We start from the raw sequence: 14,280 nt of genomic DNA on the forward strand, positions 1-14,280 counted from the left end.
GCCCGGGCGGGGGTGCGAGGGCTCAGCCCTCGAGCAGGTCCGTCTTGCCGTCCTGGTAGGCGGTGGACAGGCCGTCCAGCACCTCCGACGGGGACTTCGACTGGTTGACCAGCGACTGGAGCTCGCTGACGATCACGTCGTAGTAGCCCGGGACCGGCCAGTCGGGGTAGAACGCCAGGCCGTCCTCGGAGAGGATCGACTCGAAGTTCTCGGTCATCTCCTTCGTCTTCTCGTCCGTGATGGCCGAGGAGTCGCCGGCGACCGGCAGGCCGCCCTTCTGGCCGAGGATCTCCTGCACCTCGGGGCGCAGCGTGATGTCGATGAAGTCGTACGCCAGGTCCTTGTTGGCGGCGTTCTCCGGGACCACCCAGAGGTTGCCGGACGAGCCCGGGTGCATCGTGTTGTCCGGGAACAGCGCCTGGGTCCACGTGAACGGGATCTCCTCGACCAGGCGGCCGAACCACCAGGAGCCGGAGACCATGATCGGGTAGGTGCCGTTGATGAACGACACGCCCATGTCCTCGGCGGTCAGCGCGGCCGAGTCGGAGGCGATGTAGCCGGCCTTGATCCACTCGTCGAGCTTCTCGGTGGCCTGCGTGAACGCCTCGTTCTGGAAGTCGACGTCGTCGGCGAACAGCTGGTAGTCGTCGACCAGGTCGCGGTCGCCGTAGTGCAGCACCAGCTCGTACCAGAGCTGGCCGAGCGGGTACTCCGCACCGGCCTCGGCCAGCGGGGTGATGCCCGCCGCCTTGAACGTGGCGAGCGCGGCCTCGAACTCCTCGAACGTCGTGGGCTGCGCGATGCCCTGCGCGTCCAGCATGTCCTGGTTGTAGTAGACGCCGACGAACTCGCCGTAGTTCGGCACCCCGTACCAGTCACCGGAGCCCATGAGGCCCTGCTCGTCGTACACCGACGTCGTCTGGATCGAGTCGGGCAGGGTCTCGTCCCACCCGCGGGACTCGGCCTCCTCGGTCAGCGGCGTGAGCAGGCCCTGCGAGGCGAGCTGGCCCGCGGTGGCGTTGCCCTTGTTGTACTCCATGACGTCCGGGACGTCGTCGCCGGTGAGGAAGATCTTCGCGTTCTTCTGGATCTGCTCGAACGTCTGGTTCTCGACGTTCACCGTCACGTCCGGGTGCTCGTCCTCGAAGATCTCGATGGCCTTGGCCCACGCCTGGCCCATCGCCGAGTCCTCGTTCTCGTAGTGCCAGACGGTCAGCGTGTCGCCGTCCGAGCCGCCGCCCCCGCCGCTGCTGTCTCCGCCGCACGCCGCCAGGGCGAGCGGCAGGGCGAGCGCCAGGGCGCCAGCCACGTACCGCTTCCGCTGTCCTGCCATCACACGTCCTCCTCGTCGAGTCCTGCTGTGGTCGGACCCCGGCGGTCGCCGGCGCCCGTCGTCGATCGGTCTAGGGGGCCCCGGCCCCGGCGAGCGCCTCGGCGCCGCGCGGCGCGGGGCCGGTGCTGCCGAGGTCCACGAGCCGGCACGGCTCCAGGACGGGGGCAGGCACCTCGCCGGTGCCGAGCAGGGCGAGCAGGGCGTCCACGCCCGCGCGCCCGAGCTGCGCGCCGGGGGCGTGCAGCGTGGTCAGCGGCGGCACCGTCTGCCCGGCGACCGCCGGGGACGACACCACCGCGAGCACGGACAGCTCCGCGGGCACGGCCACGCGGCGGGCGGCGAGCTCGGCTGCCACGCCGAACGTCGCGTCCTCGTTCATGGTGATCACCGCGGTCGGCGCCGGGGTCGCGTCGAGCAGCGCGGCGAGCGCCGCCCGGCCGCCCGCCACTGACTCCTCGGCGTACACCTGCACCGGGTCGAGGCCGCGGGCCAGCATCTCGGCCGTGTAGGCCGCCGCGGCCCGGACGGTCGGGCCGTGGCCCTCGGCCAGCCGGTGCTCGGCGTGGTTCACGAACGCGATCCGGCGGTGCCCGAGGCCCGCGAGGTGGGCGACCGCGTCGGCCAGCGTGGCGGCGAAGTCGACGTCCACCGTCGGCACCTCGGGGTCCGCGTCGTCCGCCGTGCGCCCGATGAGCGTCACCGGGACGCCGGCGCCGCGCAGGGCCGCCACCCGGGCGTCCCAGGCGTGCACCTCCATCACCAGCACGCCGTCGGCCAGCCCGCGGCGGGCGACGTCGAGCACCCCGTCGGCGTCCTCGGCCGCGAACGGCCAGAGCACCAGCTGGTACCCGCGCTCCTGGGCGACCGCGGCCGCGCTGAGCACGAACTCGGCCGAGGTCCGGCTGAGGCCCGAGTCGGCGACGGGGTAGGTGAGCGCGAGCACCCGGCTGCGGCGCGTGGCCAGGCCGCGGGCCAGGGCGTTGGGCCGGTACCCGAGCTCGTCCATCACGGACTCGACCCGGGCGCGGGTCGCGGCGGAGACGGGGCGGGCGCCGGTGAGGGTGGCCGACACGGTGGACAGCGCGACGCCGGCCCGGCGTGCCACGTCCTGCATCGTCACCATCGTCGTGCGGCCCTCTCCCTCGACGGCTGTGTCTCGGCGGCACCTCGTCCGTGAGGTGTCGAAGCGCTTCGCGCGGTCGTCACCGTAGGCCGGTCCCGGCGGACGCGTCCAGTGCCTGATGTCTCGAATCGATCACGATGAGCGTCGAATCGCTTCGATACTACGACGCGACCGTCGCCGCACGTCAAGCCGCACGATCGCGCGGGCGACGACGCTTCGCGGGCGCGGCGGTCCTGACCAGGGGGATCACCGTGTCGAACCGCTTGCACAGTGCGAAGCGCTTCGCTCCGCCGCGGTCCGGAGCGCCGGCGAGGCGCACGCGACCGGCAGCACCCGCGGCCCCGCCCACCTGCACACCGGCGCCCCGCACCCCCACTACCCTGGGCGGATGGCGACCATCGGGGACGTGGCCCGCGCGGCGGGGGTGTCCGTGTCGACCGTCAGCTACGTGCTGAGCGGCAAGCGCACGATCTCCGGCCCCACGCGCGACCGGGTGCAGCGCGCGATCGCCGACCTCGGGTACCGGCCGCACGCCGGCGCGCGCGCCCTGGCGTCCAGCCGCAGCAACGTGATCGCGCTGATGGTGCCGTTCCGGCCCGGGATCAACGTGCAGATCATCATGCAGTTCGTCGGCGGCGTCGTGACCACCGCCCGGGAGCACGACCACGACGTCCTCGTGCTCACCCAGGACGACGCGCAGGGCATCGACCGCGTCGCCGCGAGCTCGACCGCGGACGCGCTCATCGTCATGGACATCGAGTCCGAGGACGCGCGGCTGCCCGCCCTGCGCGCGCTCGCCCTGCCGAGCATCCTCATCGGCGTGCCCGACGACACCACGGGCCTGAGCTGCGTGGACCTGGACTTCGCCGGGGCGGGGCGGCTCGCGGTCCGCGAGCTCGCCGGGCACGGCCACCGCCGGCTCGTGCTGGTGGGGGCGTCCCAGGACCGGCTCGACCACCGCGCGAACTACGCGGTGCGCATGCGGCAGGGGGTGCTCGAGCAGGCCGGGTCCAGCGGGGTCGAGGCCGACGTCGTGCCGGCCGAGCCGACGTTCTCCGGGGGCGCCGCCGCGCTCGACGCCGTGCTCGCCCGGCACCCCGGGACGACCGGGCTCGTGGTGCACAACGAGGCCGCCCTCGGCGGGCTGCTCGCCCGCGCGGCCGAGCGCGGTCTCCGGGTGCCGGAGGACCTCTCGGTGGTGGCGGTCAGCCCCGCGGAGATGGCCGCGGGCCTGCCCGTGCCGGTGTCGCTCATCGAGGTGCCCGGCGAGCGGATCGGCCGCATCGCGGTGGAGATGGTGATGGCCCGGCTGTCCGGCGAGGACCTGGCCGAGACCCGGCTGGTCTCCCCCACCTACACGGACCACGGCAGCGTGGCGGCGCCCCGGGCCTGAGCGCCGGGACGGCCCGGGCTCCGGCCGCTACGCGGAGACCAGCCGTCCCGCCCGGTAGACCGCCACGGGGGCCAGGTCCTCGTCCGTCACGACCACGTCCGCCCGCCGACCGACCGCCAGCGCCCCGAGGTCCGGCCGGCCGAGGACCTCCGCGGGCGTCGTCGCCGCGGCGCGCACCGCGGCCACCAGCCCGATCCCGGCGCCGACCACCGTCCGCACCGCGTCCAGCAGGTGCGCCGTGCCGCCCGCGATCGCGCCGGCCGAGCCGTCGTCGCCGAGGATCCGCGCCACCCCGCCGCCCACCCGGACCGCCATCGGGCCGAGCCGGTAGTCGCCGTCCGCCATGCCCGCCGCGGCCATCGCGTCGGTGACCAGCGCGATCGAGCCGGGTCCGACCAGGTCGAAGACCGCCCGCACGGTGCCGTCGGCCAGGTGGGTGCCGTCCGCGACCAGCTCGACCACCAGGTCCCCGCGCGCGGCGGCGCCCAGGCAGGCCGCGATCGGGCCGGGGTCGCGGTGGTGCAGCGGGCGCATGCCGTTGAACAGGTGCGTGGCGGTCGGGCGCGGCGACCGGCCCGGCGCGCCCAGGCGACCGGTCAGCAGGGCGCGCGCCCGGTGCACCGCGACGTCCACCTGCTCGGCAGCCGCGTCGGTGTGCCCGACCGACGGCACCGCACCGCCGGCGACCAGGGCCGCGAGCACGTCCCCGCTCCCAGCGCCTGAGCCGTCGGCGACGCCCGGCACCTCCGGCGCCACGGTCATCGTCACCAGGTGCCCTCGTGCGGCCGCGATCAGGTCGGCCACCAGCGCCGGGTCGCCCGGCAGCATGTCCGCCGGGTTCTGCGCCCCGCACCGGTCGGCGGACAGGAACGGCCCCTCCGCGTGGATGCCGACCAGGTCGCCCGACTCCACCAGGTCGGCCAGCAGGGCGGCGCGCGCCAGCAGCACGTCCCGGGGGGCGGTGACGAGCGAGGCCACCAGGCTGGTCGTGCCGTGCCGGAGGTGCTCGCGCACGGCCACGAGGGCCTCGTCGCGGGTCGTCGCGTCCGGGAAGCTCGACCCGCCGCCGCCGTGGTCGTGCAGGTCGACCAGGCCGGGCAGCACGGTGGTGCCGGGTGCCGGCGCGGGCGGGAGGTCGTCGGACCACCGGCCGGGCAGCTGCGCCGCGGGTCCGACCCACGCGACGCGCCCCGCGGACAGCACGACGGCCCCGTCGGGCACGACCTCGGTCGGCGTCACCACCTCCCCGCGCAGGACGACGTCGGCGGTGGCGGTGTCGGCGGTGGTCACGGCCCCATCATGGCGCACGTCCGGGCCCGGCCGAGGCAGTTGGGTGGAAGGTTCTGACCGACACGCCGTCGGCGTGTCGGTCAGAACCTTCCACTCGACGCAGGGGCCGGGTCAGAACAGCCGGGAGTCCACGTCGTCGACGCCGCGCATGGCGTCGTAGTCCAGCACCAGGCAGGCGATGCCGCGGTCCGTGGCCAGCACCCGTGCCTGCGGCTTGATCTCCTGCGCCGCGAACACCCCCCGCACCGGCGCGAGCAGCGGGTCGCGGTTGAGCAGCTCCAGGTAGCGGGTCAGCTGCTCGACGCCGTCGATGTCGCCGCGGCGCTTGATCTCCACCGCCACCGTGGCCCCCGCCGCGTCCTTCGCGAGGATGTCAACCGGACCGATCGCGGTCGGGTACTCGCGGCGCACCAGGGTGTGCCCGGCGCCGAGCACGTCGATCTGCGCGGCCATCAGCTCCTGCAGGTGCGCCTCGACGCCGTCCTTGACCAGACCCGGGTCGACGCCCAGGTCGTGGTCGGAGTCGTGCAGGACCTCGTGCACCTCGATGACGAGGCGGTCGTCGCTCTGGGTGTGCTGGACGGTCCACACCTGCGTGACGCCCCGCTCGGCGTCCTCGGGCGGCGCCTCCGACGTGCGCAGCGTGCACGGCGGGCTCATCCAGTTCAGCGGCTTGTAGGAGCCGCCGTCGGAGTGCAGCAGCACCGAGCCGTCCGCCTTGACCACGACGAGCCGGGTGGCCAGGGGCAGGTGGGCGTTGAGCCGGCCGCTGTACCGGGCCGAGCAGCGCGCGACGAGCAGGCGCATGGGGTGGGACCTCCGCGGGTCAGATGACGTGGTGCGCGACCGGCGGGGCGGCCTCCAGCCAGGACGTGAGCCCGGCGTACGCCTCGGGCGTCATGACGAGCTCGACCTCCTCGGCGCCGCGCGGTCCGCCCACGCGGCACCGCACGAGGTACGGCCCGCCGACCACCGTAGCGTCCATCGCGGTGCGCTCCAGGACCTCCATGCCGCCCCGGGGCCAGACCTGCTCGGGGCGCGGCGCGAGCGACCGGAGCCGCCACCAGTACAGGTGCCGGGCGCCGTAGTGCGCGATGCCGCGCGACCAGCGGCCCCGCACCCGCAGGGCGCAGCGGAACGACCCGACCCGCCGGGTCAGGCTGCTCCACCGGGACAGCCCGAGGCCCACCACGACGAGCGCGGCCACGACGAGCAGCAGCGCGAGGAACGCGATCTGGTGCCCGGTCACCGCCAGCCCGCCGGCGTCAGCGGCCGGACGCGCCGGAGGCCACCGCCTCGGCCGCGTCGACGACGACGGTCACCTGGTCGCCGTCGACGGAGAGGAAGCCTCCCTCGACGGACCAGCGGTGCACGGTCCCGCCGGCCTCGATCACCCGGACCTCCCCGCGCCGGAGCACGGAGAGGACCGGGGTGTGCCCGGCCAGGATGCCGATCTCGCCGTCCGACGCGGGTGCGCTCACCTGGCGCGCCTCACCGGACCAGATGGTGCCGTCGGTGTCGACGAGGTCGACCTCGAGCTGGGCCATGGGACGAGAACCTCCTGGAAGGGGGTGGATCGGGGGGGGTGGAGCAGGGGCGTCAGGTCAGACGCCGTACTCCTTCTGGATGCGGGCCCAGTTGCGCTCGAGGTCCTCGAGGCCGCCGATGTTGAAGAAGGCCTGCTCCGCGATGTGGTCGAACTCGCCGTCGGCGATCTTCGCGAACGCCTCGACGGTCTCGGACACCGGGACCGTGGAGCCCACGACGCCGGTGAACTTCTCCGCCATGTAGGTGTTCTGCGAGAGGAACTGCTGGATGCGGCGGGCGCGCGCGACGACCGTCTTGTCCTCCTCCGACAGCTCGTCGACACCGAGGATCGCGATGATGTCCTGGAGCTCCTTGTTGCGCTGCAGGATCGACTTCACGCGGGTGGCGACGTCGTAGTGCTCCTGGCCCACGTACCGCGGGTCGAGGATGCGCGAGGTCGACGCCAGCGGGTCCACCGCGGGGTACAGACCGCGGGACGCGATCTCGCGGGAGAGCTCCGTCGTCGCGTCGAGGTGCGCGAACGTCGTGGCCGGGGCCGGGTCGGTGTAGTCGTCGGCCGGCACGTAGATCGCCTGCAGCGAGGTGATCGAGTGGCCGCGGGTCGAGGTGATGCGCTCCTGCAGGAGGCCCATCTCGTCCGCGAGGTTCGGCTGGTAGCCCACCGCGGACGGCATGCGGCCGAGCAGCGTGGACACCTCGGAGCCGGCCTGCGTGAACCGGAAGATGTTGTCGATGAACAGCAGCACGTCCTGCTTGGCGACGTCGCGGAAGTACTCCGCCATCGTCAGCGCCGACAGGGCGACGCGCAGACGCGTGCCCGGCGGCTCGTCCATCTGGCCGAAGACGAGGGCGGTCTTGTCGAAGACGCCCGCCTCCTCCATCTCGACGATGAGGTCGTTGCCCTCGCGGGTGCGCTCGCCGACGCCGGCGAACACGGACACGCCGCCGTGGTCCTGCGCGACGCGCTGGATCATCTCCTGGATGAGGACGGTCTTGCCGACGCCGGCACCGCCGAACAGGCCGATCTTCCCGCCGAGCACGTACGGCGTGAGCAGGTCGATGACCTTGATGCCGGTCTCGAACATCTGGGTCTTCGACTCGAGCTGGTCGAACGCCGGGGCCTTGCGGTGGATCGGCCAGCGCTCGGTGACCTCGAACGTCTCGCCCTCGGCGAGGTTGAGCACCTCGCCGGTCACGTTGAACACGTGGCCCTTGGTGACGTCGCCGACCGGCACCGAGATCGGCGCGCCGGTGTCGGTGACCTGGGCGCCGCGCACGAGGCCGTCGGTCGGCTTCAGCGCGATCGCGCGCACCAGCGAGTCGCCGAGGTGCTGCGCGACCTCGAGCGTCATCTCGAACCCGCCGGACTCCTCGCCCTCGCCCTGCGACGACAGGTCGATGTGGACGGTCAGCGCGTTGTAGATGTCGGGGATCTGGTCCGCGGGGAACTCGATGTCCACGACGGGCCCGATCACACGGGCGACGCGGCCCACGCCCGGCGTGGCCGTGGAGTCCTTCGCGTCGACGGTGGTCGCGGTCATGTCTGCCTGCCTTCGGTCGTCCGCCGGTGTCCGGCGGGCTGGTTCGGGTCGTGCGGTCGGGCGGTTCAGGAGGCGAGCGCGTCGGCGCCCGACACGATCTCGCTGATCTCCTGGGTGATCTCGGCCTGGCGGGCCTGGTTCGCCAGCCGCGTGTACGTGCGGATGAGGTCCTCGGCGTTCTCCGTCGCGGTGTGCATCGCGCGCTGCCGCGCCGCGAGCTCGGACGCCGCCGCCTGCAGCAGGCACGCGAAGATCCGGGTCCGCACGTACCGCGGGAGCAGCGCGTCCAGCACCTCGGCCGGGTCGGGCTCGAAGTCGTACAGCGGGAGCGCCTCGTGCTCGCCGGGGGTCGCGATGCCCTCGACGACCTCGAGCGGGAGCATCCGGATGACCTGCGGTCGCTGGCTCACCATGTTGACGAACTGCGTCGACACGATGTGCAGCTCCCCCACGCCGCCGTCGGCCGGATCGGCGGCGAAGGCCTCGAGCAGCGTGCTCGCGATCTCCTCGGCCAGCTCGGACGTCGGGGCGTCGGACTGCCCGGTCCACACCCCCGCCAGCTCACGCTGCCGGAACCGGTAGTAGGACTCGGCGCGGCGCCCGCTCACGTAGAGCGCGACCTCCTTGCCCTCGCCCTCGAGCCGCTCGACCAGCCGCTCGGTCTCGCGGATGACGGACGCCGAGTAGGCGCCCGCCATGCCGCGGTCCGAGGCGATGAGCAGCACGGCCACGCGGTTGGTGTCCTGGCGCTCCGCGAGCAGCGGGTGCGTCACGTCGGAGTGCGTGGCGACGGCGGAGACCGCCCGGGTGATGGCGCGGGCGTACGGGGACGCCGACGCCATCCGGTCCCGGGCGCGGCCGATGCGGCTCGCCGCGATCAGCTCCTGGGCGCGGAACATCTTCTTCAGCGACTGGGTCGACCTGATCCGCTGACGGTAGAGCCGCTGCTGTCCGGCCATGCGTCAGGCCTTCTTCTGCCGGACGATCTGCTCCTGCTCGACCGGCGTCTCGTCCTCGGGCTGCTCGGCGCCGACCAGCGGCGTGCCGTCACCCTTGAGGAAGCCCTGACGGAACTCGTCGACGGCGGAGGACAGCTCGGCCTCCAGGTCGTCGCCGAGCTTGCCCGTCTCCGCGATCGCGCTGAGCACGCCGGTGTTGCGGCGCAGGTGGTCCAGCAGCTCCGTCTCGAACCGGCGGACGTCGGCCACCGGCACGTCGTCCAGCTTGCCCTTGGTGCCGGCCCAGATCGACGCCACCTGCTCCTCGACCGGGAACGGCGAGTACTGGGGCTGCTTCAGCAGCTCCATGAGGCGGGCGCCGCGGGTCAGCTGCGCGCGGGACGCGGCGTCGAGGTCGGACGCGAACATCGCGAACGCCTCGAGCGACCGGTACTGCGCCAGGTCCAGCTTCAGCGTGCCGGAGACCTGCTTCATCGCCTTGACCTGGGCGGCGCCACCGACGCGGGACACCGAGATGCCGACGTCGACCGCGGGCCGCTGGTCCGCGTTGAACAGGTCCGACTGCAGGAAGATCTGGCCGTCGGTGATGGAGATGACGTTGGTCGGGATGTACGCCGAGACGTCGTTGGCCTTGGTCTCGATGAACGGCAGGCCGGTCATCGAGCCGCCGCCCAGCTCGTCGGACAGCTTCGCGCAACGCTCCAGCAGGCGGGAGTGCAGGTAGAACACGTCGCCCGGGTACGCCTCGCGGCCCGGCGGGCGGCGCAGCAGCAGGGACACGGCGCGGTACGCCTCGGCCTGCTTCGACAGGTCGTCGAACACGATGAGGACGTGCTTGCCGCTGTACATCCAGTGCTGGCCGATGGCCGAGCCGGTGTAGGGCGCGAGGTACTTGAAGCCCGCCGGGTCGGACGCGGGCGCCGCGACGATGGTCGTGTACTCCATCGCGCCGGCCTCCTCGAGCGCGCCGCGGACGGCGGCGATCGTGGAGCCCTTCTGGCCGATGGCGACGTAGATGCAGCGGACCTGCTGGTCGGGGTCGCCCGTCTCCCAGTTGGCCTTCTGGTTGAGGATCGTGTCGATCGCGATCGCGGTCTTGCCGGTCTGGCGGTCGCCGATGACGAGCTGCCGCTGGCCACGCCCGATCGGGATCATCGAGTCGATGGCCTTGATGCCGGTCTGCAGCGGCTCGTGCACCGACTTGCGGGCCATCACGCCCGGGGCCTGCAGCTCGAGCGCGCGGCGCGCCTCCGGCTCGATGTCGCCCAGGCCGTCGATCGGCTGACCCAGCGGGTCCACCACGCGGCCGAGGAAGGCGTCGCCGACCGGCACGGACAGGACCTCGCCCGTGCGGCGGACCTCCTGCCCCTCCTCGATGCCGGTGAACTCACCGAGGACGATGACGCCGATCTCGCGCACGTCGAGGTTGAGGGCGAGGCCCAGCGTGCCGTCCTCGAAGCGGAGCAGCTCGTTGGCCATCGCACCGGGCAGGCCCTCGACGCGGGCGATCCCGTCGCCGGCCAGGGTGACGCGCCCGACCTCCTCGGCGGCGGCGCCGGTGGGCTCGTACGTCGTGACGAAGCTGTCCAGCGCGGCGCGGATGTCCTCCGGCCGGATCTGCAGCTCGCTCATGGCATCTCTCCTGTCGTGCAGCACGCCGGGGGCGTGCAGTACCACGTGGGTCGGGGGGTCGTGACGGGCCCGAGGCCCGTCAGCTGGCAAGTCGTCGACGGGCGTCCGCCAGCCGTGCGAGCACGGTCGCGTCGATCACCTCGGGGCCGAGCTGCACGCGCAGGCCGCCGAGGACGTGCGGGTCCACCAGGACCTGCACCTGGATCTCGCGCCCGTACGCGCGGCCGAGGATCTCGGCGAGCCGCGCCCGCTGGGCGGTGCCGAGGTCCGCGGCGCTGGTCACCGTGGCGACCGTGCGGCTGCGGCGCTCGGCGATCAGGTCGCCGAGGTGCCCGAGCGTGGCCACGTACCGGCGGCCGCGCGGCGCGACGGCAGCCCGCCGCGCGAGCACCCGCGTGACGGCGGCGCCCGTGCCGTTCAGCAGGCGGTCGACGAGCTCGCCGCGCACCTGGGCGTGCAGCGTGTCGTCGTACAGCCGGCGGCGCACCTCGCGCTGCCCGGCGAGCGCGCGGCCGATCCGGAACAGCTCCTCCTGGACCTGCTCGATCGTGCCGTCGGCCTCCGCCGAGGCGAGCACGGCCGAGAAGGCCAGGTGCTCGACCGCGTCGGCGAGGTCGTCCTCCGCGGACCACCGCGCGCGCACCAGCCCCTGCGCGGCCTCGGCCACGCGGGGGTCGGCGCCGGTCAGCAGCCGGGCCACCAGCGCGGCCTTGGCCTCGCCGGCGGCCGACGGGTCGGTCAGGGTGCGCCGCAGCGAGCCGGACGAGTCCAGCGCGTCGACCAGCGCGAACAGCTGCTCGCCGAGCAGCAGACCCTCGCCGCCGGCCGCGCGCAGCACCGGCTCGAACCGGCTCTCCGCGGCGGCCAGCGACGCCCGGCTCGTCCCTCGCATCAGTTCCCCTTACCCGCGGTGGCGGTGGTCTGCGCGTCCAGGTCGTCCAGGAACCGCTCGACGACGCGCGAGCGACGCGCCTCGTCCTCCAGCGACTCGCCGACGATCTTCGACGCGAGCTCGGTGGCTAGGGAGCCGACGTCCGCGCGCAGCGACACGGCGGCCTGCTGGCGCTCGGCCTCGATCTGGCGCTGGGCCGTCTCGGCGATCCGCGCCGCCTCGGCGGTGGCCTTCTCGCGCGCCTCGGCGACGATCTGGCCGGCCTCGGAGCGCGCGTCCTCGCGGATGCGCGCCGCCTCGGCGCGGGCGTCCTGGAGCTGCTGCTCGTACTCCGCCTTGGCGGCGGCAGCCTCCTGCTGGGCGCTGGCGGCCTTCGCGAGACCGCCCTCGATCTTCTCCGTGCGCTCGTCCAGCACCGCCTGGAACTTGGGCAGCACGAGCTTGTAGAAGACGACGCCGATCACGATCAGGACGACCGACGACCACAGGATGTCGTAGCCCGCGGGGACGAGCAGGCGCCAGCCCTCGACCTCTTCGGTCTCGGCCGCGAAGAGGATGCCCGCAGTCCCCGGCATGGGAAGCGCGGCTGCGATCACGAGAACAGGAAGCCGGTGATCAGGCCGAGGAGGCCGAGGACCTCGACGAAGCCGATGCCGATGAACATGGTGGTCCGGAGCTGGCCGGCGACCTCGGGCTGGCGCGCCATGCCCTCGACGGTCTTGCCGATCAGGATGCCGAGGCCGATGCCCGGGCCGAGAACCGCGAGGCCGTAGCCCACGGTCGCGATGTTGCCCGAGATGGCGTTCTCGGCCGCAAGGATGACGCTGGGGTCCGCGAGAAGAGACACGCTGTGCTCGTTCCTTCCGTTTGGCCGCCGACCGGTCGGCCGGCGGTCGTCTGGTGACGAGGGCCCGTCGAGGCCCCCGTGGGGGTGGTGCTGGTCAGATCAGGTCAGTGCTCGTCCTCGATGGACTGGCTCAGGTACACGGCCGTGAGGACGACGAAGATGTAGGCCTGCAGCGCGGCGACGAACACCTCGAACAGGGTGATCGCGAAGCCGCCCGCGAGGGTCAGCGCGCCGAAGGGCTTCAGCCCGCCGCTCGCCTCGAACAGCAGGAACTGGGTGGCCGAGAAGCAGAGCACCAGCATGAGGTGCCCGGCGACCATGTTGGCCATGAGCCGGATCGCCAGCGTGACGGGCCGCAGGACGAACACCTGCAGGAACTCCACCGGCGCCAGCAGGATGTACAGCGGCCACGGCACGCCCGGGGGGAACAGGCTGCTCTTGAGGAACCCGCCCACGCCGTGCGCCTTGACGCCGGCGCCCAGGTACATCACGTAGACCCAGAGGGCCAGCATGACCGGCAGGCCGATCAGCGACGTGCCCGCGATGTTGAGGAACGGGATCACGCCCGTGATGTTGAACGCGAAGATCGCGAAGAAGATCGTCGTGAGCAGCGCGACGTACTTGGGCGCCTTCTCCTTGCCGAGGATGTCCTGGGCGACGTTGACCCGGACGAAGTCGAGCAGCATCTCGGCCATGTTCTGGCCGCGGCGCGGCACCAGGCGGGCCCGGCGCGCGGCGATGACCATGACGGTCAGCAGCACCGCGACCGCGACGAAGCGCACGACCTGGATGCGGTTGATCTCGAAGATCGTGCCCTCGAACCAGATGGCCGGGGGGAAGAACTCCGCGATCGACGGCTTGTGGAACCCGGACTCGCCTTCGGCAGCGAGCGGCAGGATCGTCGCAAGGCTGGACAGAGCAGTCTCCTGTAGGTCGAAGGCTCGCGGCGTCGGGTGCCTCGAGGTGCGGGTCACCGCGCCGGGACCCGGCCGTCGTGGGTGGTTCGGCTGGAAGCCTAGCCTACGGAACGGGTGGACCCGTCCGGCTCGTCCCCATTCGGGACCTTCGGCCCAGCACCAGAGGGCGACACGTAGGGCACCCTGCCCCGCGACACGGCCCGGTAGTCGAGCAGCGCGGAGCCGATGACGGCCACCGCGACGACCACCGCGAGCACGTACCGGTCGTAGAAGTCCATGCCGCGCAGCACCGCGAGCACGACGATCACGACCACGAGCTTGCCCAGCCAGGTGCCCATGATGACGGCCATCATCCGGCCCGGGGCCGACGCGTCCGTCTTCAGCATCGACAGCGTCGTCGTCCCGGAGAACACCAGCGCGATGGCCGCGCCGATCAGGGCGCCCCAGACGCCCGGCAGGCCGGCGACCAGCCAGCCGACACCCACGCCGACGACGGTCACGCCGGCGACCAGCCAGATCATGTCGCGCAGCGCGCGGCGGAACACGGCGGCCACCTCGGGGCTGTCCCCGCGGCGGGGGGTCGGCTCGGCGGTGGGGTCGGTCATCGGTCCGTCCTCGGGTCGGCGTCGTGCAGGGCGTCGGTCAGGCGGGTCAGGGGGTGCGCCGCGGCGGCGGGGCCGGCGACGGCGTGGCCGCCCGCGGCGGCCGGTCCGGCGGACGGGGGGTGCCAGGCGCGGCGACGCGCGTCCGCGGCGTGCCGGGCCGCGGGGCCGGCGGCGCGGTGCTCGACCGCGGGGTGCGGCCC

At 73.2% G+C, this 14,280-nt stretch carries 16 protein-coding genes; 1 reads left to right on the plus strand and 15 read right to left on the minus strand.

The window, feature by feature from the left end:
- Positions 1 to 22: 22 nt before the first annotated feature.
- Both MHY85_RS10035 and MHY85_RS10040 read right to left on the minus strand, forming a co-directional pair.
- Entirely contained in the window at positions 23 to 1,333 is a 1,311-nt protein-coding gene (locus MHY85_RS10035; RefSeq protein ID WP_239195944.1) for an ABC transporter substrate-binding protein, read from the minus strand.
- Positions 1,334 to 1,403: 70 nt separating this feature from the next.
- Entirely contained in the window at positions 1,404 to 2,447 is a 1,044-nt protein-coding gene (locus MHY85_RS10040) for a LacI family DNA-binding transcriptional regulator (RefSeq protein WP_239195945.1), read from the minus strand.
- A 397-nt stretch (positions 2,448 to 2,844) separates the two neighbouring features.
- On the opposite strand from MHY85_RS10040, the gene MHY85_RS10045 reads away from it, so the two are divergent.
- Positions 2,845 to 3,849, plus strand: coding sequence for a LacI family DNA-binding transcriptional regulator (locus tag MHY85_RS10045; protein ID WP_239195946.1), 1,005 nt, complete (start codon positions 2,845 to 2,847; stop codon positions 3,847 to 3,849).
- A 27-nt stretch (positions 3,850 to 3,876) separates the two neighbouring features.
- Here MHY85_RS10045 and MHY85_RS10050 read toward each other — a convergent pair whose 3' ends face one another.
- From MHY85_RS10050 to MHY85_RS10110, 13 genes are all read right to left on the minus strand, one after another.
- Positions 3,877 to 5,139, minus strand: coding sequence for an N-acetylglucosamine-6-phosphate deacetylase (locus MHY85_RS10050; RefSeq protein ID WP_239195948.1), 1,263 nt, complete (start codon positions 5,137 to 5,139; stop codon positions 3,877 to 3,879).
- A gap of 111 nt (positions 5,140 to 5,250) precedes the next feature.
- On the minus strand, positions 5,251 to 5,946 hold the full coding sequence (gene nucS, locus MHY85_RS10055; protein WP_239195950.1) for an endonuclease NucS: 696 nt from the start codon (positions 5,944 to 5,946) through the stop codon (positions 5,251 to 5,253).
- Between the two features lie 19 nt (positions 5,947 to 5,965).
- Positions 5,966 to 6,388, minus strand: coding sequence for a DUF2550 domain-containing protein (locus MHY85_RS10060; RefSeq protein ID WP_239195952.1), 423 nt, complete (start codon positions 6,386 to 6,388; stop codon positions 5,966 to 5,968).
- Between the two features lie 16 nt (positions 6,389 to 6,404).
- Positions 6,405 to 6,686 (minus strand): F0F1 ATP synthase subunit epsilon, encoded by a 282-nt coding sequence (locus MHY85_RS10065; RefSeq protein ID WP_239195954.1) that lies wholly within the window; start codon positions 6,684 to 6,686, stop codon positions 6,405 to 6,407.
- A gap of 57 nt (positions 6,687 to 6,743) precedes the next feature.
- Positions 6,744 to 8,228 carry a F0F1 ATP synthase subunit beta gene (gene atpD, locus MHY85_RS10070; RefSeq protein WP_239195956.1) on the minus strand — a complete coding sequence of 495 codons (1,485 nt, stop codon included), beginning with the start codon at positions 8,226 to 8,228 and terminating at the stop codon, positions 6,744 to 6,746.
- Between the two features lie 65 nt (positions 8,229 to 8,293).
- Entirely contained in the window at positions 8,294 to 9,187 is an 894-nt protein-coding gene (locus tag MHY85_RS10075) for a F0F1 ATP synthase subunit gamma (protein ID WP_239195959.1), read from the minus strand.
- 3 nt (positions 9,188 to 9,190) lie between these two features.
- Entirely contained in the window at positions 9,191 to 10,819 is a 1,629-nt protein-coding gene (gene atpA / locus MHY85_RS10080) for a F0F1 ATP synthase subunit alpha (RefSeq protein ID WP_239195962.1), read from the minus strand.
- A 79-nt stretch (positions 10,820 to 10,898) separates the two neighbouring features.
- On the minus strand, positions 10,899 to 11,711 hold the full coding sequence (locus MHY85_RS10085) for a F0F1 ATP synthase subunit delta (RefSeq protein WP_239195964.1): 813 nt from the start codon (positions 11,709 to 11,711) through the stop codon (positions 10,899 to 10,901).
- The gene (locus MHY85_RS10090; protein ID WP_239195966.1) at positions 11,711 to 12,286 is read right to left on the minus strand and encodes a F0F1 ATP synthase subunit B; all 576 of its coding nucleotides are present in this window, start codon (positions 12,284 to 12,286) and stop codon (positions 11,711 to 11,713) included. The genes MHY85_RS10085 and MHY85_RS10090 overlap by 1 nt, the downstream gene beginning before the upstream one ends.
- Positions 12,287 to 12,303: 17 nt before the next feature.
- Entirely contained in the window at positions 12,304 to 12,558 is a 255-nt protein-coding gene (gene atpE, locus MHY85_RS10095) for an ATP synthase F0 subunit C (protein ID WP_276509384.1), read from the minus strand.
- Between the two features lie 104 nt (positions 12,559 to 12,662).
- Positions 12,663 to 13,532 carry a F0F1 ATP synthase subunit A gene (gene atpB / locus MHY85_RS10100; protein ID WP_374233374.1) on the minus strand — a complete coding sequence of 290 codons (870 nt, stop codon included), beginning with the start codon at positions 13,530 to 13,532 and terminating at the stop codon, positions 12,663 to 12,665.
- A gap of 41 nt (positions 13,533 to 13,573) precedes the next feature.
- Positions 13,574 to 14,080, minus strand: a complete 507-nt coding sequence (locus MHY85_RS10105; protein ID WP_239195968.1) for a hypothetical protein — start codon at positions 14,078 to 14,080, stop codon at positions 13,574 to 13,576.
- A partial coding sequence (locus MHY85_RS10110) for a hypothetical protein (protein WP_239195970.1) occupies positions 14,077 to 14,280 on the minus strand: 204 nt, incomplete at its 5' end. The genes MHY85_RS10105 and MHY85_RS10110, both read right to left, overlap by 4 nt.

Source organism: Cellulomonas sp. ACRRI (genome assembly GCF_022346185.1).
Lineage (GTDB): Bacteria > Actinomycetota > Actinomycetes > Actinomycetales > Cellulomonadaceae > Cellulomonas.